Genomic DNA, 17,108 nt, shown 5'->3' with positions numbered 1-17,108 from the left:
AAAGTTATGCTTCATCCTCGTATCCCTCCGTTTCCTCATTCTCGGTGTTGCCCTCCTGCAGCATACCTTCCGGCAGGGAGATCATACCGCTGGCATAGGCTTTCAGGAAGGCGGTCAGTTCCTTGTTATCCATCTTCACGGCTTTCACCATGCGGACGATTTCCAGATTTTCTTCCTCCGCAAGCTGCGCCTCCAGCGCGCGAAGGCGTTTCTGCTGTTCCGCGATCTTTTCTTTGGTTTTCGCAATGTCATTGCGGATCTTCTGTGTCGTTGCCATAAATCAAATTACCTCCATATCGTTTTTTAGTTGTAGGGCGGTCGCCCGAAAGCGTAAAAGTGGGATTGCCAGTAGCTTGTGTTGATATCTGCATATTGGATGGGGTCACCGCAGTGCAGCATTTTTCCACCGCCCACATAGATACCCACATGGGAAACGCCCGGTGTATCGTAAGTACCGACGAAAAAGATCAGGTCGCCGGGTCTTGCGTTGGCAGAGGATACCGGGGTGGAAATATTGTAGAGTCCTTGGGCTCCCAGCCTGCCCGTATTGCAGACGCCGCTTTGCGTCAGCACCCAGGACACGAAGCCGGAGCAATCAAAAGAAGTGTTGGGATTGCTGCCGCCCCAGACATAAGGATATCCGATGTACTTCTCTGCCTCGGTAATGAGCGCCGCAAAGGTTTCATCTTCCAGTGCGGAAGGCGGGATATCATAGGTGGTTGGCGGTTTGGTGTACTTGTCTACATAGCCGGAGCCTGGGAACAAATCTTCCCGGTTCCCCAGCGTCGCCATATAGACCGCATACAGGGAAAGCGTTTCTTCGTCCATGATGTAGACCGGCACATGGGAAAGGTCGAAGTTTTCCAGCTTCACATTGCAAATATAGTAGTTGTATGGTACTTCCACGTCATAGTCGTTTCCTTCGCTGTCTGTCCGTGTCTCCGTCCGATAGCGTACCTCCACCTCCACGGTCTGCGTCAGGATGTACTGCTTTTCAAAGAGCATTTGCAGTTCCTCCTGAACCTCGTCGATGGTAAACACCCCTTCATGGAACGCCGTGAGAATGGAGATCAGCACATAAGGGTCATGCTCGATCTCGTCCAGATCAAAACGGTATTCGTCATATCCGGGGTGCAGAGTCTCATAGTGGTCCAGCTCATATTGAAGTTCCTGCTCCAACTCGCAGTAGGCCGCCTCCGCAGCCAGCATATCCGCATCCTCGGAGAGATAAGAGGAAGTAAATACACCACCCACGCCAGAGCCCGCCATCATGGAACAGGAAGAAACTCCGCCAAACAGCAGAGCAACACAGGCGCCAATGCCGATCACCAGCAGCACCGTCCGGCTATGGTGCTTGATGTAGAGGAATGTTTCCTTGAAGGCGTCCTTTGCTTTCTGCGCCGCACTTTTCGCCGTGGCCGCTGTGTTCTTTGCGGTTTTCTCTGCCTGCCGCAGCTCTTTTGCATAGTTCCGCTTGATCCGCTGTTTCTGCAGAAAACGAGATACCGGGTTAGAAGCTGCCAATGCAGGATCATCATGCAGTGCCTTTTGATAAAGGTATTCGGCGTTTGCCTTAAAAGAAGCCTGCTCTGCCTTCGCCGCGTCACGCCAGGGCTTTGTGCGGTGATGGTGGACGGCGGCACGGACTTTGCCTTTTCCGTAGGCAAGCCCGCGTTCCGTCAGCACCTCGCCCTTGTGTCCGGCCTCAACACCCACATTTTCCTGTTCCACCTCATGCACCTTCGCATGGGCGGCGTGGACGATCTCATGGACCGGCCGGGAAAGCGGATTGTGCCGCAGGCGTCCGTTGGGGCGTTTCTCCATTTCTTCAAAGTGAAGCTGCGTTTTGCCTTTTCCGGCTGTCTCGTCAAAAATACGCTCGGTGCGAAGGACTTTCTTTGTGGGGATGGCTGCTTTTGCCGCATCCAATTTGTCCGCCGCACGGTCGGAACGGTCGATGTACTTTCCAAGTATGGGATCGGCACGTTCTTCCTCGGTAAATTGCAGGCGGGAGGACGGGCGCTGCCTTGCGGCAGAACCATCCCGCACTGCCTGGGTGTCAGCCTTTTCCGCCTTTCGTGCGGTTTTCTTCTCATGGTGCTCCGCCGCACGCAGGGCAAGGTCAGCAGCCGTGCCAGCAGATTCTTCCGAAGAAGCGGACAACTCCGTTTCCGGTTCCCGGCTGCTGATATGTTCCACCTCTCCCGTGGCAAGGTTTTCCGATACCGCACCGTCACGGGTCATTTTCTGCGTGATCTTATCGGTCGCTTTCAGTTCCCTCATAGGCAGTCACCTTCCTTTCCATAGGGGCAAAAGTCGCCGCAGGTGCCATTCTCAATCATGGCGATATAGCGGAAAATGGGATAGGCCTGGGGCGGGCAGACCGCATTGCCCAAAGTTTTCAGCCGCAGTGCACGGTCATCCATGCGCTCGGTCATGCGGGGGATTCCTTCCGGTTCGGCGGTCCAGAGGATACGTCCGTCCATCCTTTCGGGAAGCCCATGAGCCATTCCACCCAATCCGGGTTCAGCGCCGATGTTTCGGACACCGGCCGTTCCTGGGAGATGATCTGCGCTGAAAGGTTCCCGTCCTTCTTCGCCGGATCGAAGGCCGACGGCTTCAAGGTCGAGCGGAAACCGTCCGACGCCACCGGGGTCAGATAGAATACCGCCGCCGACAGGCTGAGGCTCCAGATCGCCCCGTTTCGGTTCCTCTTGCGGAATATCCCATTGTCCGCCAGGAACACATCCAGGCTTGCCGCGTCCCTGGCGGTGTTGTTGTCGGAGGCAAGGGGTGTGGGAAACATCAGCCGCGACGATAAAAGTTCGCTGGCGCTCATGCCATGCGCCGACGCCGCAAGCCGGAAATACGAATGGGAGAACAGCGTATCCCGCTTTTGCCAGGTCAAAGATCGTTTTGTCGAGCCCCATATTGATGAAGCCAGCAACATTTTCCCCAAGCACCCAACGGGGCCGCAGCTCGGTAATAATGCGGCACATTTCCGGCCACAGGTAGCGTTCATCCGCAAAGCCCTTCCGTTTTCCGGCGGTGGAGAAGGGCTGACAGGGAAAGCCGCCTGAGATGACGGTAACTGTTTCAAGTCCTGTTTTTTCAAAAAACGCCTCCTTCGTGAAAGTAGTGATATCCCGGAACCTGGGAACATCCGGCCATCGTGCGGAGAGGACGGAGTGCGGAAAATCCGCCCACTCACACTGGCAGACGGTTTCAAACCCAGCAGCCTCCGCCGCCAGGTCCAGACCGCCAATGCCGGAAAACAGGCTCACATGGGTCAGTTTATTCATGACCCTTCGGTGCACGGAACGGTTCGATCTCACTTTCCAGCTCCGTAAGAACCGCCTCCATATCCGCCGTGACCGTCTTGCTTCTGGCAATCAGCCGGTTCATCACATCAAAGAAGGTTTCGCCCTCCTGTTTTTCTTCCGTATGCAAATAGCGGGGATCACTCATGTTCGTTTTCTCCTTTCCCGGTTTCACCAAGTTTTGTTGTCATAATGCTGTAAAGTTCATTGTCCTTCGGGAAGTCATCCACAAAAGGCAGGATCACATTGCCGAAGAAGATCAGCCCCTCGCCGGGGCCTGCGTTGCTGATATGTGCCGCCTGCTGGTTGGAGATATTCAGGCGCTCGCAAAGGATTTTCCTGTCTCCGCTGGCCTGGTTCAGAAGGTACACAAAATCGCTGTTTTCAAAGATGTTCTCGATCTCTGGGGAGGAAAGCAGGTCCTTGATGTTCTGCGTAATTCCCGTGGGGATACCGCCCCATTTGCGAAAGCGTTTCCAAATCTCCACGCTCCAGGAACCAACCTCGCCCCGCAGCAGAAGGTGGAACTCGTCCACGAAGTACCAGGTGGATTTACCCTGATCCCGGTTTTGGGAAACACGGTTCCATACCTGGTCCTGGATCACCAGCATACCCAGGCTTTTGAGCTGCTTTCCCAGCTCCTTGATATCGAAGCAGACAATGCGGTTGTTGATATCCACGTTGGTACGGTGGTTAAAAACATTCAGGCTGCCATGCACATACAGTTCCAGTGCCGCCGCGATCCGCTGTGCCTCCGGCTCCGGCTGCCGCTTGATCTCGTCATACAAATCTTCCAACAGCGGCATATTCTCCGGGCGGGGGTCTGCGATATAGGGGCGATATACGATCCGCACGGCACGGTCAATGACCGTCTTTTCCACCGGGTCCAGACCGTTCCGGCCACCTGCCGCCAGTTCGCAGAACGACAAGATAAAGTCAGATTTCAGCGCCAGCGGGTTATCATCCTCGCTGTAATTGAGGTTGATATCCATAGGGTTCACATACTGCGTGCTGGTAGGTGAGATTTTGATGACCTGTCCTTCCAGACGGTTCACCAGCGGAAAATATTCCGCCTCCGGGTCGCAGATCAGGATATCGTCCTTTGTGTTCAGGAACACACCCACGATGGAACGCTTTGCGGAAAAGCTCTTACCGCTGCCGGGTGTGCCTAAGATCATGCCGTTGGGTGTTTTCAGCTTTTTGCGGTCAGCAAGGATCATGTTGCCGGAAGTGGCATTGAGCCCGTAGTAGAGAGCTTCGCCGCCGTGGAAAATCTCCTGTGTGGTGAAGGGAACGAACACCGCCACCGCCGAAGTGGTAAGCCCACGCTGTATCTTAATGCGGTTGACACCCAGGGGCAGAGCCGACACGAAGCCGTCCTCCTGCTGAAAGTCCAGCCGTACCAGGGAACAGTTATATTTCTGCGCCACGCTTGCCGCACGGAGAAGATCATTCTCCAGCTTTTGCTTGCTGTCTGCAAAATTTACCACCAGGAAGGTCATCAGGAACATTCGCTCATTTCTGCTTTGCAGGTCACGGAGGATATTCTTTGCCTCGCCTGCGTAGGTGGCAAGGTCAGTGGGGATGATGTCCATATCGAAACCTTCCCGCACCGCCTTTTTCTGTGCGTCGATCTTCATACTGTCAATGTCGGTGATCTTCCGCTTGACCGTTTTGATCGCCTCGTTCTGATCCATGCTGCGGATATGGAGGCTGACAAGCAGCCCGCTGTCCGTATCCAGCAGTTCAGTGAGCATACGGTCATCCATTTCCGGTGCGTTGATCTGCAGAAAGGACACAGCACAGAATTTATCCGCCATCGTGAACTTCCTTGCTTCACCGAAGCGGAAAGAAGAAGGTGCGATAAAATCCTGGACCGACAGGCCGGAAGGGGCAAGCCAGCTCCATTCAAAGGCAAACCGTTCCCCGTCCGGGTGCAGGATGCCGTGGAGCATTTCCAGCCACTCCTTGCCGCCAAGCTCTTTTGCCAGAGCGCCCATGACCTTGAAATGGTTGAGGGCGTCCATGACGATCCGGGAAAATCGTGCCCGTGCGGTTTTGCTGTCCCGTGCCTCGATGGTGAGGGTCAGATACTTTGTTTTGATAAGACCGTTGTTGCCCCGTTCAAGCTGCTTGCGGAGCATTTGTGTGTAAAGCTCACGGATATGGTCGAAGTGATCTCCCTGCGCCGCGATCTCGATACGCTTCACAAAATCCTCCCGGTTCATGCGGCGGCTCACAAGGGAGAGCTGCATCCCGATAGAAGCGTCATGGGCGTTATACATATCGCAGAGGGCTTCAAAGATCGCCGTCTGGTCGTCAGGCTTTGCAAGCTGATAATTCACATCCTCGAACTCGATACACTTCGACCAGGTGTGATCGTCCAGCTTGCACAGACCGTCCGGGTACATCTGGCGGAACGGTAAGGTGTCCTGTGCGGAATGTACCTTGCCGTCGCCTCTGGCGGTTTCCAGGATACGGCTGATCTCACGCTTTTCTGCGGCGGTCAGCTTTACCGCTGGTTTTGCCGCCTGCTGTGCCTGCGGCTCTGGCTTTCGCTTTCTGAACAATGGCTTTCACCTCCTTTTCCGCCTGGGCCTGCCGCTCCAGGGCTGCGTAGAAATTGTTTGTCTGGTAAGGCCGTTCCTTCGTCCGCAGGAACATACAGCGGATGACCTGTCCGGCTACTACCTCCAGGGGTTGGCCGTGCCGCTCATACATGGCGAGCAGAAAGAACGGGAGCATGACGATAATCATGCAGAACGCGGCGGCACTGTTGCTGGCCGTGCGTCTGAGCAAAAAGAAAAGCGGTACTCCGATGAGTGCCGCCGCTCCGAAACATATAAGCTGCCGTTTGGTAAGCCCAAACAGCACTTTGGATTTTACTTTCGTCAAATCCTTTGGAATGGTTACATACGCCAATTTATCAAGCCTCCTTAATGCGCTCCGAACAGGCTCTTAGAGAGGCTGCCGGTCTTGAACAGGGCGAAGCACAGCAGGACCGTGTAGCCCATGCAGGCCCATATCGCGCCTGAGATATTTCCGTCCGTGGCGATACTCTGTACCAAAACAGAGTAGATTCCCACGCACACCATGATTAGAAATGCCTGGAACGCCAATGCAAACAGGGATTTCAAGTAGTTCTGTCCTGTATGGCTCCAATCCCGGTTCGTCATAGTGGCAAGCGGGATCGGTCCAACGGAAGTCGTCAAATACACCTCAATCATGCGACCATAGATGACAAGCATGATACAGATGGAAAGGGCATTCATGGTAAGCCCCACGAAAAGGGACTGGAACCACAGCCCGAACAGTTCTCCCGTACCCAGGGCTTCAAGCTGCGCCTCCATATCCGTGATGACGCTGCTGATATCAATGGAGGTATTCCCGATGATGACGCCTGCGCTGCTGTTCACAACGCTTTGCCCGACATCGAAGATACCCATGACGATATTCCATGTGTTCGTCACAATGAGAACGGCACAGAAGGTCTTGAAAATCCACTTGAAGAACATCCAGGTGTCTACATCGTGCAGATTATTTTTCTCTGTCACAAGCTGGATCAGCTCATAACACATTACGAATGTCAGGATAACCCCGGCGATTGGAACGATCACCGTTTCAGAGAGGTTTCGGATCATAGAAAAGACGCCGCTGTTCCACGCCAGCGGCGTCTGGCCCACTTCACCGGCGATCTCGCCTACTTTGGTATTGACCGTATCGAACATGCCCGACAGGTTTCCCGTGATTCCCTCGATGAGCAGCCCTCGGAGCCATTCATCGAGTTTGTCGAGTATGCCGCTCATAAGCGATCACCGCCGGACGATCAACCGAACAGGCCGGAGAGCAGAGGTACAAGGGTGATGCCGATGAGGGCGACACCGCCGCCAGCCATCAACTGTTTCATACCCTGGCTTTTTACTAATGTGTGATAAAGAAGTAATAGAAGTGTAAAAAATTTTGCCGTTCCTATCCGGCACTTGCGCATTGTGTCGGATAGGTCAGGCGGTTATTCGGGCAAGTCCACCTTGCCAACAAAAGAATAATAAATCTCAATGTCCTGTCTGCGGGTCTTGTTCTCGTCATAGCTGCACTCATGCACAACGATTTTCTCTACAAACTCCCGCAGCAGAGTAGGGGTAAGTTCTTCAAAGCTGGTATGCCGCCGGACAACATTCATAAACTTTTCTGCGTTCACGGTGGCTTCCTGTGCTTTGGAAAGCTCCGCTTGGATAGCGGCGGCTCTTTCTTTCAGTTCCCGTTGCTCTGCTTCATAGTCTGCCGACAGCTCTGTGAAACGCTCGTCTGATATGCGCCCGGTCACGCTGTCCTCATACAGCCGCTTGAAGATAGCGGATAACTCGGCTATGCGTTTCTCGGCGGCTTCCAGTTCCTTTTTCTTGGCGGCGTTCCTGCGTTTGCCCCCGTCCTCGTTCTGCTCAATCAAGAGCTTCATAAACCGGGCTTCATGCTTTGCCGCATAGCTGGTCACTTTCCGCAGATTGGAGAGTACACCAGCGGTCAAGAGGTCGGTGCGGATAAAGTGCGCCGTACAGTCATGGGTGCGTTTCTTGTAGTTGCCGCAGATATAACAGTCCTGCTTGCGTTTGTCCGTCTGGTATCGCTGCTGATACATCACACTGCCGCAGTCCGCACAGAACAGTAGGCCGGAGAACAAGCCCACTTCATCATAGCGGTTGGGGCGTTTGCGCTGCTTGCGAAGTTCCTGCACCCGTTCCCATGTCTGGGTGTCTATGATAGGCTCGTGGTGGTTCTCGAAAATCACTTGCTTCTCCGGGGGATTTTCTACGCTGTGCTTGACTTTGTAAGAGGGCTTTTCTGTCTTGAAATTTACCAGACAGCCTGTGTATTCCCGGTTTTCAAGGATATGCACAACGGTATTGGTCGCCCACTTGCATTCATAGCCGGGGTGGTAGCGGCGGGTGCTGCCCGTCCTGCGGTATTCCAGCGTCCCCGGCGTGGGGATCTGCTGCTCTGTGAGCATACGGGCTATCTTGGTCGGACCATTCCCGGCAAGGCAGAGGTTGTATATCTGCTTGACTACGGGTGCAGCTTCCTCGTCAATAATGAAATTTTCGTCCTCGTCCATGAGGTAACCATACACAGGCTTGCTTGTGATGGGCTTGCCACTCATGCCTTTTGAGCGTTTTACTGCTTTGATTTTCTTGCTCGTATCTCTCACCAGCCATTCGTTAAAGATATTCCGCAGCGGGGCAAAATCATTGTCGCCCTGTGCGCTGTCCACTCCGTCATTGATAGCGATGAAGCGGACACCTTTCTGTGGGAAAATCATTTCCGTATACATTCCCACTTGCAGGTAGTTTCGCCCTAACCTCGACATATCCTTTACGATAACTGTCCCGACTTTTCCGGCTTCAATGTCCGCAAGCATGGCTTGGAAACCGGGTCTTTGAAAGTTCGCACCAGAATAACCGTCGTCCGTGTACCAGCGCAGATTGGAAAAGCCGTTCTGCTTTGCATAGGTTTCAAGGATACGCTTCTGATTGGAAATGGAATTGCTTTCGCCTTGCAGCTCGTCCTCATGGGAAAGTCTTGGGTAAAGGGCGGTAATTGGTTGTTGGTTGGTCTGTCTTAACATAAAATCCTCCGTTTCCGACAGCCAGCCCCACTATTCCGTACCTTGATTGTACCACATGGGGCGGCTGTCTGTATAGCGGCAAAAGCGTCAAATCTGCTTCTTTATGGTCGGTCAAATCGCCGTTTTTTGTGTAGCAGATGATTGGGATTGCATAGTAGAAAAACTCTTGTTCTTATGGTAAAATGGAGCTAATCAATACAAGGGGGTGTGACAATGAAAGGGTTTGTCCGTAACAATCAGTACCTTTCTCTTTGTGGTCTAAATTGTAAATTATGTCCTATGAATTTGGCAGGGCATTGTTCCGGTTGCGGCGTTGATAATCAAAGTTGTAAAATCGCAAAGTGCAGTATTGAACATGGGAAAATCGAATATTGCTTTCAGTGTACCAGCTTCCCTTGTGACAAATACGCTCATATAGATGATTTTGATTCTTTTATAACTCATCATAATCAAATGAATGACATGGAAAAAGCCAGCCAGATAGGGATTCCCGCCTATAATGCTGAACAGGAAGAAAAGCGCAAATTATTGGATTTCCTCTTGTCACACTATAATGACGGGCGCAGAAAAAATCTATTCTGTGTTGCAGTCAATCTCTTAACGATTAAAGAAATTGAAAATATCTTGCAAACAGTTAAATCCGATAAGGATTTTCAAAGTATGGGGAAGAAAGAACAGGCTTCTGTTATCGCAAAACTGTTGCAGGATATAGCTGCTCCAAAAGGCATTGAGTTGAAACTTCGGAAAAAATAAAGTTGTTACTGATATTCCAGCGGTCATGCTCCCCGGCGTGACCGCTTTTCCATGTCATCACTTATGCGCTGAACGGTGGCGTATGTCCGGCAGCAGCCTCCGCTTCCAGCACTTTCATCATCTTGTCGGCTGCGGTATCGGTTGCGCCCTGCTTGAAGAAGCCGGAAACGGTAAGGACGGAATTGCCCATGCGGATTTCCGTTACACAGTCCGGGCGGCGGTCTGTTTTGGTGGTGCTTGTCTGTTTCGTTTCTGTCATAGGCTCTCCTTTCGCTGCTTCATCAGTTGCTTTAAGCGTTCCAGTTTTTCCTGTGCGGTTTCCTTTCGGAAGTTGCTGCCCGTGAAGCGGACGGGGGCGCACATGGAAGTCAGCCTGTCATAGATACGGGCGTGGGGCGTGTCCTGCGGGTGCTGCAATTCCTCCAGCGTGAGGTTGGTCGTGGCGATCAGCGGCTTGTCGCTTCGGTAACGGCTGTCAATCACGCTGTAAACCTGTTCCAGCCCGTATTCTGTTCCTCGCTCCATACCAAAATCATCAAGTATCAGCAGGGGGTAGCTGCAAAGGCGGGAAATATATTCGTTCCTGCCATCAAAGCTGGCAGCAAGGTCATTGAGTATGGTTGCAAAGTTTGTCATACAGACGGCAATCTCTTTCTCCATAAGGGCGTTGGCGATACAGGCGGCAAGGTAGCTTTTTCCTGTCCCCACGCCGCCCCAAAACAGGTAGCCGATATTTTCAGCCTGCATGGTTTCCCAGCTCTCCACATAAAAGCGGGCGGTTTCGGTCTGTGGGTTTCTGCCGTTGTCATGCTCAAATGTCCAGTTCCGCATAGCAGGGTCGGTAAAGCCCCGGCGTTTCAAGTCCTCCACTTTTTCAAGGTGCTTCTGTCGGCTTTCGGCGGCTTGCTGCTTTTCACGGGCTGCTCGCTGGCAGTCGCAGTCTGTTGGGTGGCGGTCACGCCCGAAACAGGTCTTTCCCTCTGCAAAGTAGGCTTCTTTGGGCGTATGGCACTTGCCGCAGTATAAAAGCCCGTCCTCGCCTGTGTAGTCCTCCGCTTCGGCGGTAGTGGCTGTAATGTCCGTAATCATAGCTTCAATCTCGTTTTTCATAAGCTCTCGCCCTCCTTGCATGAATAATCGGGTATGCCCTGTTTCGGGGCAGCCTTGCCTTTGGCAGCGTCTTCCTGCGCCCACTTGTAAATGGTGGCTGCATGGCTGTGGTACTGCTTCCCAGTGGAAGCGATATGGCAGGAAAGCCGGTCAAGGTAATACTCCCACTTGCCGGGGAAGTCCTGTTCCAGTTCCAAAAGTTCTGCGTCAGAAAGGAATACATTTTTATATCTGCCATAAGCGGCAGGGGGCTGCCCCTCACTCGCTCTTTTTGTTTGGCTCTCTATTAGGTTGTTTATATTAGTTTGGTTAGGGGACGGTTTTCCGACCGTCATAAGGTCAGTTTTCCGGCTGTCAGTTGGTCGGTTTCCCGCCCTTATGAGGGTCGGTTTTCCGTCCGTCAGTTGGTCGGAAAACTGTACCACTGGAATAGGCGGCACTTTCACATACAGACGGTTGGCGGCAGAAAAGCCCGTCCGTCTGCGTTCCAGCAGCCCGGCAGCGTCCAGTTCGTTCAGTGCGCCCTTTATGGTGGTGCAGCCTTTATCCAGCATTTCCGCTATCTCTGCTATGGGGTAGACAATGTATATCCGTCCCTCGCTGTCCTGCCAGCCGTTCTTCTGCGAAAGGGTGGAACGGTCTAACAGCAGCACATACAGCAGCTTGGCGGTGTGGGATATGTCCATTTTCAGCAGGAAACGGGGGTAAGGCAGGTAAGCGGGCAGCTCCGTTTCTGCGGTCATATAATCAGCGATAGGGTTCACCTCCTTGTGGTGTCTGTCTATGGGTTCTGTTACGCTTTTAGGGGGCGTTTTCGGGGGAAAAGGATAAATGTATCACGCACCCTTTGACACCCTCCAAAAAAGCCTTGATTTATGCGGGTTTGAAATGCCCTAAAGCGTGACATTTCTCCCTTTGTTTCCGCTTCCGTTTGGCGGCGTTTATCCGCTTCATGCGTCCGGCGCAGTCCGGGCAGTATTTCCCCCGGTTGGATTTGGGGACAAAGAACGCCCCGCAGACAGCGCAGCGTTTCCGGCTTTCCCGGCGCATGAGGGCGGCCTCCAGTGCTTCATCAAGGGGCAGGACAGCGGCAGTAAACCAGCGGCAGAGCAGCGAATAGCTGATACTCTGCACACACACGCAAGGCTCGCCGTCCTCCAACAGCAGACAATTCCCGCTGTCATAGTTGCAGCACTCATGCACAAGGCGGCGGGCTGCCCGGTACTGGCGGTAGTCCATGCGGGGGATATTACCGTTCATGGCTCTGCTCCTTTCTGCGTTGCGGCTCGCTCCGGCGTAAAATCTGGTCGATATTGCCCTTGACAGTCTGCAAGCGGCGGTATTCCTCCCGTTTTGCCCGGTAATCGTTGTAGCCGCTGTTTTTCTCTTTGATAAGGGCTTCAATCTCTGCTTGCAGGGCTTTATAGCTCGGCAGCTTGGAAATGCCGTTCTCCCTGAAATAGCGGGCGGCTGCGTCTGCTATGATAAAGTCGCTTTCGTACTTCTGACGGTAGGCTGATTTTGCTTTGGCGTTTTTCTGCTGTTTCAGCCCGTCCCGGACAGGGCGGGTCTTGGAATAGGCAAGCACCTGTCGTTGCAGCTCCTTTTTCCCGTTCAGCGTCTTTTCCACCTGCTTCAGCTCTGCAAGGCTTTCCTGCATGGCGGCATAGGCGGCAGAACAGGCTTCGTCCAATTCCTCCGGGGAAGAAAAGCCGTACTGCTGGTAGGCTGTAACGGTAGCCGCCATTTGCTTTAGGTTGTGCTTTGCCGCCCAGCGGTCATAGCCTACGCCCTTGCCCTCGGCTCGCTTTGCTTCCCGGTCAACCATGCGCTGCAAGGTGGTGTCTGCCGGGGTAGTTTTTGTGGTTTTTTCCTCCCGCAAGCGTCCCTTTTGTGTGTGGGGGTATTCGGGTATGGCTGTGGTCTGTTCGGCGGCTCTGTGGGCGTTCTGTGTGAGCAGGGCAAGGACAGCAGCCTTGTCAAAATCGTCCCCCAGCTTCCGGGCTGTGATAGGCTTTGTCCTGTCCGGCGTGAGGTAGGAAAGCCGCCCCCGGCTCTCCTTGACGGTCACGCCCTCCCACAGCAAAAGGGAAGAAAACTCGTCAAAGCTGGTAGCTTGGGAAAGTGCCTGCCGTATCGTCCGGCGCAGCTTCGCCTTGTCCGTTTCAAACTTGGTGGGCTTGGTCGGCTGTCCGGTGGCTTCTCTGGCGGCGTTCTCTTTATCAAGGGCAAGCTGCCCTTTCTTCTGCGCCCAGTATTCACGCTCGGTCACTCGGTTCTTGCTGCCATGCAAAAGGTCAATCTGATACAGATTTTCCCGGTGGCACATCTCCATGACTTCGGACTTGAAATATTCCATAGCGGCATTGGTGCAGCGGTGCTTGCAGCCCTCCCGTGTGTCGGCTGGTCTGTCCATGTAGGGCAGAAGCGTGACTTCATAAATTCGCAGGGAGTTGATGACGATATGCACATGGATATTGCCGCTGTGGTTATGCCCGTCCGGGTGGGTGCATACAAGGGCTTGGTGTCCGGGGAAATGCTCTTTACAGAACTTCTCGCCCAGCTCCTGCGCCTGGTCTACGGTCAAGCCGTTGTCTGTCCCGTCCCGTGGGTCAAAGCTGATGATATAGTGGTGGCTTTTCACATCTTCCCGTTTTTGATTTTTCTCATAGCGGAGATTCGCCCGCATACAGGCAACAGCGAAATCCTCGCCCCCGCAGTTGAGGGAAGAAATGCGGTAGTCCTCCCTCGGTATCAGCCGCCCGTTTTCATCAAGGGTGGGCTTCATGGTAAACTCGTCATGCTCAAATGTGAGGTAGGCTTCCGCTGCGCCATAGTCGGCATTTTTAGAGCTGATATGTTTGAATGTTGCCAACAGCGTCACCCACTTTCTGCAAGACTTCAAACTTTAGGGCAGCAAGGTCGGAAACCGCTGCCTGTACCTCCCCTGCAAGCTGCGGGTAGGGGCTGCGCCACTCATTTAGCGTCCGGGCTATCTGGTTTAAGTTGCCGCCGATCCTGCCGTATTCGGCGGTCAGCTTCCCGACAGCGGCAAGCAGCTCGTCATTGGCGGGGGAAACGGTTATGATGGGGCGTATGGCTGCCCCGGTTATGGCTTGCCGGATAAACTCGGCTTGGCTCATGTTGTAGGCAGAAAGCCTTTCCGCAAACTCGGCGTATTCTTCCTCGGTCATGCGTGTCTTGACTACCCGGCTGCGGTGCGGCGTGTTGTATCGTTTCATAGGTGGTTGACCTCCTTTCTGTGCGTGGTGTCCTCTCACTAATAGGAGAAAAACAGGGTGTGAAGCGGAACTGTTTTTGAAAAATCCGAAAAAATATTTTGAGGGATTTTTAAGCGGCGTAAGCCACATGGCAGGGTTTGGGGAAGGCACTCTCCAACAAGATTCCCGCAGGGGCAAAATGAGCGATAAGCGAATTTTGGTACTGCGGTAGAATCTTGCTCTAAGAAACTGCCAGACTGCCACTCACTTCCTACTGCCACTTTTTCAGGAAATCGCAACCAGCTTTTTTATAAAAGGCTGCGGGCTGGCGTTCTTCCCTTACTCCCTACAACACCGCAAAAAGCAAAAATGACGGACTTTCCGGCAAGAACTTTTCCGGCGGCTCGGTCTTTCCCGACAATAAGGCGTTTCGGAAGCTGCGTTTTGCCCGCTGTCTAAAAAAAACGGCATTTTTTGGTTTCACTATCTAATACGGAACTTTTGGAAATTTGCCAAAAATGAGCGCAAAAAAAGCAGCAAATCTTTTTCGGATTTACTGCTTCATGTGCCGCTGCGGGGCGGCGGGATATTCAGTTTCTATGTTATCGGTCAAGCCGGAACTTGAACAGGCTTTCAATCAGCTTTGTTCTGATGTAGTCCTCCATATCAGAGTTGTAATAGCCGTTCATCTTAGAGAAGTAGCGGATATATCCAGCGTATCGGTCAAGGACGGCTTGTATCGCTATGGGGTCGCCCTCATGTGCCTTTATGATAGTGTCATAGGGGAGAAGTCGGTTACTCATGGGACAGCACCTCCATTTCCTCTTTCAGCCGCTTCAAGGCAAGCCGTATATGCCGCCCGATTGTGCTGCGTGTCCAGCCGCTTTGTTCTCCGATTTCTTTCTGCGTCAAGTGCTGAAAGTAGTACAAAAAGATTTCTTCCTGCGTCTGTTCCGGCAATCGGGCAAGAGCAGCCGCAAGAGAACAGCTATCTAAAAGTATCGTCTGCCCCCGGACAGAGAACGGATAAGTTTCGCCATAGTCCGGCACTTGAAAATACTCGTCTGTGGTGCTTAGTTGGACAAACTTTTCTTCGGTCAGATATTCAAGGGAGATTTCCCGTTTCCATCTCGCCGCCAGCATACGGGCAGCGTCAAAGGACGCATGGCGAATAACAATCCGGCAATAGGTATCATGGGTATAGCGGATATGTTCTTGATAGGCTTCGTATTCAGTCATGGAAAATCCCCCTTTCTTCGATTATGGGAAAGGGCGGCAGCACTCCTTGCTGTCGCCCCTTGATTGCCTATCTGCAAAGGCGGGCGGGGCTGTCAACGGCAGCGCAGTATGCGCTGTTTATCTTGACCGTTGACTGGCTCGGCTGGCTTTGCTACTCGCTGATAATCGGTTTTCCGTCTTTGTCAATCAAGGGACAAATACCCCCGCCAGTTCCAAACTTTGCCACAAGGTAATTGACCCCGGTTTCTCTGTCCACTACCACATAAAAGCCTTTCACACTTCCTGCGGTTTCAGTAATTTCAAATCTTCTGCTTCCCATATAGATACCTCCCAATAGAAATCAAAGCTCTTGCTTTACAAAAATGCGATAACTGATTTGATACATCACATAGCACCATGCCAACGCCAGAAGCGGTGAGCAGCAGAGAAGAATAAATACAATCTGGTCTGTCAATGCAACTCCCAGCATAGTAAGAAGCTGATATATTCCAAAGCAAATCCCTGCCGGAATGAGGAATGATACTAATAGCAGAACACGGCCTTTTTCTGCGCCAAACTTGAACACAAGAGGAATTGACATACTTCCAAAAATAAGGGAGATTACCCATGCAACGAGTGTCAAAAACAGAAGCTCTCCAATCCCTACTATGTCGAGTACGATTTTATCTGTGATTAGGCCACCGATAAAACCAATAATCAGCCCAAAGAGGCTGCCAATGGCGCAGAAGATAGCCAGCACCATAAATTTTCCAGCAACCAATTCTTTCTTGGAAACTGGCATTATCATAGCATACCGTGTCCATTTAGAACTGTCATCAAAAGAAAAGGTTGTTACAATCATCATGCTGCACAAAATCGCACATACAAAAATATAGCCTTCTACGCCGGAAAACGGAATAAGCGCAACGGCAAAAACCACAAGGATGAATAGCATAGATTTCGCATTGTGGCCGATATTAAATAAATCTTTCAAAACAAGACTTTTCATTTTGCTTGCTCTCCTTTCACATACAGCAGCAGAATATCGTCGATTGTTGCGTCGTCCACTACGGCATTTTTATATTTCCTCCGGGCTTTTTCCTTGTCAGCTACCAGCACATTCCATTGATAATCATCTTTGCGGTAAGCCAGAATTTCCGCTTTATCGAGCTGGTCGAACAGTGCTGCGCCACAGCGGATAATACCATAGTTATAACGAAGTTCATCTTTCGTTTTACAAAAAAGAACCTTGCCCTGATGGATAAATGTAATGTAATCTGCGACTTTTTCTAAATCTGTTGTGATATGCGAGGACATCAAAATGGAATGATTTTCGTCCTGAACAAATTCAAGAAATACATCAAGAATATCATCACGCATTACAGGGTCGAGGCCGCTTGTCGCTTCGTCCAAAATCAGTAGCTTGGGGTTATGGGAAAGGGCGACGGCAATACACAACTTCATCTTCATTCCCTTGGACAGAGATTTAATTTCCTTATCCGCTGGAAGTTGAAACCGCTTTAGATAGTCTTGAAACAGATGGCCGTCCCACTGTTTGTAGGCAGCACCAGCAATTTTCCCGACTTTGGCCGGAGTGAGCGTTTCATAGAAGTTAATTCCGTCAAACACTACGCCAACATCCTCTTTGATTTGTTTTGTGGACGATAATTCCTGCCCCCAAAAAGTAACTGTTCCATCATCTTTATGAATTAAATCAAGAATAGCATTGATAGTTGTGCTTTTTCCGGCTCCATTTTCGCCAATAAGCCCCATGATTGTTCCTTTCGGAACCGAAAACGAAACATGGTCTAACTTGAAATCGGCGTATTGCTTTGTCAAGTTCTCAACCTGCAAAATAGCGTTCAT

20 protein-coding genes and 1 pseudogene are annotated in these 17,108 nt (G+C 51.9%); 1 reads left to right on the top strand and 20 read right to left on the bottom strand.

Annotated elements, in window-relative coordinates; genetic code table 11:
• Window positions 1-4: 4 nt before the first annotated feature.
• The 9 genes and pseudogenes from ACI0CA_RS14775 to ACI0CA_RS14735 form a co-directional block, all read right to left on the bottom strand.
• Window positions 5-277 (bottom strand): DUF4315 family protein, encoded by a 273-nt coding sequence (locus tag ACI0CA_RS14775; RefSeq protein ID WP_005541834.1) that lies wholly within the window; start codon window positions 275-277, stop codon window positions 5-7.
• Between the two features lie 26 nt (window positions 278-303).
• Window positions 304-2,283, bottom strand: a complete 1,980-nt coding sequence (locus ACI0CA_RS14770; protein ID WP_395506889.1) for a C40 family peptidase — start codon at window positions 2,281-2,283, stop codon at window positions 304-306.
• A complete protein-coding gene (locus ACI0CA_RS14765; RefSeq protein ID WP_308449826.1) occupies window positions 2,280-3,302 on the bottom strand; it encodes a DNA cytosine methyltransferase in 1,023 nt (340 codons plus the stop codon). Before ACI0CA_RS14765 ends, ACI0CA_RS14770 begins: the two co-directional genes overlap by 4 nt.
• Entirely contained in the window at window positions 3,295-3,468 is a 174-nt protein-coding gene (locus ACI0CA_RS14760) for a hypothetical protein (RefSeq protein ID WP_308449825.1), read from the bottom strand. Before ACI0CA_RS14760 ends, ACI0CA_RS14765 begins: the two co-directional genes overlap by 8 nt.
• Entirely contained in the window at window positions 3,461-5,890 is a 2,430-nt protein-coding gene (locus ACI0CA_RS14755; protein WP_412364210.1) for a VirB4-like conjugal transfer ATPase, CD1110 family, read from the bottom strand. The genes ACI0CA_RS14760 and ACI0CA_RS14755 overlap by 8 nt, the downstream gene beginning before the upstream one ends.
• Window positions 5,808-6,242, bottom strand: coding sequence for a PrgI family protein (locus ACI0CA_RS14750; protein ID WP_308449824.1), 435 nt, complete (start codon window positions 6,240-6,242; stop codon window positions 5,808-5,810). The genes ACI0CA_RS14755 and ACI0CA_RS14750 overlap by 83 nt, the downstream gene beginning before the upstream one ends.
• A 14-nt stretch (window positions 6,243-6,256) precedes the next feature.
• The gene (locus tag ACI0CA_RS14745) at window positions 6,257-7,126 is read right to left on the bottom strand and encodes a VirB6/TrbL-like conjugal transfer protein, CD1112 family (protein ID WP_248834914.1); all 870 of its coding nucleotides are present in this window, start codon (window positions 7,124-7,126) and stop codon (window positions 6,257-6,259) included.
• A gap of 20 nt (window positions 7,127-7,146) precedes the next feature.
• Window positions 7,147-7,239: pseudogene (locus tag ACI0CA_RS14740) on the bottom strand (Maff2 family mobile element protein); the annotation flags it as partial.
• 90 nt (window positions 7,240-7,329) lie between these two features.
• Window positions 7,330-8,940: a recombinase family protein gene (locus ACI0CA_RS14735; protein ID WP_118128098.1), complete on the bottom strand. Its 1,611-nt coding sequence runs from the start codon at window positions 8,938-8,940 to the stop codon at window positions 7,330-7,332.
• A gap of 213 nt (window positions 8,941-9,153) precedes the next feature.
• On the opposite strand from ACI0CA_RS14735, the gene ACI0CA_RS14730 reads away from it, so the two are divergent.
• Window positions 9,154-9,693, top strand: coding sequence for a DUF3795 domain-containing protein (locus ACI0CA_RS14730; RefSeq protein WP_055246193.1), 540 nt, complete (start codon window positions 9,154-9,156; stop codon window positions 9,691-9,693).
• Between the two features lie 61 nt (window positions 9,694-9,754).
• On the opposite strand, the gene ACI0CA_RS14725 is transcribed toward ACI0CA_RS14730, so the two are convergent.
• From ACI0CA_RS14725 to ACI0CA_RS14675, 11 genes are all read right to left on the bottom strand, one after another.
• Window positions 9,755-9,952 (bottom strand): transposon-encoded TnpW family protein, encoded by a 198-nt coding sequence (locus tag ACI0CA_RS14725; RefSeq protein ID WP_009320846.1) that lies wholly within the window; start codon window positions 9,950-9,952, stop codon window positions 9,755-9,757.
• The gene (locus ACI0CA_RS14720; protein WP_446806675.1) at window positions 9,949-10,803 is read right to left on the bottom strand and encodes an ATP-binding protein; all 855 of its coding nucleotides are present in this window, start codon (window positions 10,801-10,803) and stop codon (window positions 9,949-9,951) included. The genes ACI0CA_RS14725 and ACI0CA_RS14720 overlap by 4 nt, the downstream gene beginning before the upstream one ends.
• The gene (locus ACI0CA_RS14715) at window positions 10,800-11,546 is read right to left on the bottom strand and encodes a replication initiator protein A (protein WP_270485290.1); all 747 of its coding nucleotides are present in this window, start codon (window positions 11,544-11,546) and stop codon (window positions 10,800-10,802) included. Before ACI0CA_RS14715 ends, ACI0CA_RS14720 begins: the two co-directional genes overlap by 4 nt.
• A gap of 130 nt (window positions 11,547-11,676) precedes the next feature.
• Window positions 11,677-12,063 carry a cysteine-rich VLP domain-containing protein gene (locus ACI0CA_RS14710; RefSeq protein ID WP_117659801.1) on the bottom strand — a complete coding sequence of 129 codons (387 nt, stop codon included), beginning with the start codon at window positions 12,061-12,063 and terminating at the stop codon, window positions 11,677-11,679.
• Window positions 12,053-13,678 carry a relaxase/mobilization nuclease domain-containing protein gene (locus ACI0CA_RS14705; RefSeq protein WP_308450129.1) on the bottom strand — a complete coding sequence of 542 codons (1,626 nt, stop codon included), beginning with the start codon at window positions 13,676-13,678 and terminating at the stop codon, window positions 12,053-12,055. The genes ACI0CA_RS14710 and ACI0CA_RS14705 overlap by 11 nt, the downstream gene beginning before the upstream one ends.
• On the bottom strand, window positions 13,650-14,045 hold the full coding sequence (locus ACI0CA_RS14700; protein ID WP_118014179.1) for a plasmid mobilization protein: 396 nt from the start codon (window positions 14,043-14,045) through the stop codon (window positions 13,650-13,652). The genes ACI0CA_RS14705 and ACI0CA_RS14700 overlap by 29 nt, the downstream gene beginning before the upstream one ends.
• A 581-nt stretch (window positions 14,046-14,626) precedes the next feature.
• Entirely contained in the window at window positions 14,627-14,827 is a 201-nt protein-coding gene (locus tag ACI0CA_RS14695; RefSeq protein WP_006858003.1) for a helix-turn-helix domain-containing protein, read from the bottom strand.
• On the bottom strand, window positions 14,820-15,263 hold the full coding sequence (locus tag ACI0CA_RS14690; protein WP_006555732.1) for a sigma-70 family RNA polymerase sigma factor: 444 nt from the start codon (window positions 15,261-15,263) through the stop codon (window positions 14,820-14,822). Before ACI0CA_RS14690 ends, ACI0CA_RS14695 begins: the two co-directional genes overlap by 8 nt.
• 151 nt (window positions 15,264-15,414) lie before the next feature.
• Window positions 15,415-15,582 carry a DUF6440 family protein gene (locus ACI0CA_RS14685; RefSeq protein WP_005933716.1) on the bottom strand — a complete coding sequence of 56 codons (168 nt, stop codon included), beginning with the start codon at window positions 15,580-15,582 and terminating at the stop codon, window positions 15,415-15,417.
• A gap of 21 nt (window positions 15,583-15,603) precedes the next feature.
• Window positions 15,604-16,251, bottom strand: a complete 648-nt coding sequence (locus tag ACI0CA_RS14680) for an ABC-2 transporter permease (protein ID WP_118014177.1) — start codon at window positions 16,249-16,251, stop codon at window positions 15,604-15,606.
• Window positions 16,248-17,108: an ABC transporter ATP-binding protein gene (locus ACI0CA_RS14675; protein ID WP_005933713.1), complete on the bottom strand. Its 861-nt coding sequence runs from the start codon at window positions 17,106-17,108 to the stop codon at window positions 16,248-16,250. Before ACI0CA_RS14675 ends, ACI0CA_RS14680 begins: the two co-directional genes overlap by 4 nt.

Source organism: Hominenteromicrobium mulieris (genome assembly GCF_046197855.1).
GTDB classification, from domain to species: Bacteria; Bacillota; Clostridia; order Oscillospirales; family Acutalibacteraceae; genus Hominenteromicrobium; species Hominenteromicrobium mulieris.
The sequence above is the reverse complement of the archived record's forward strand: the minus strand, read 5'-3'. Positions and strand labels throughout refer to the sequence as shown.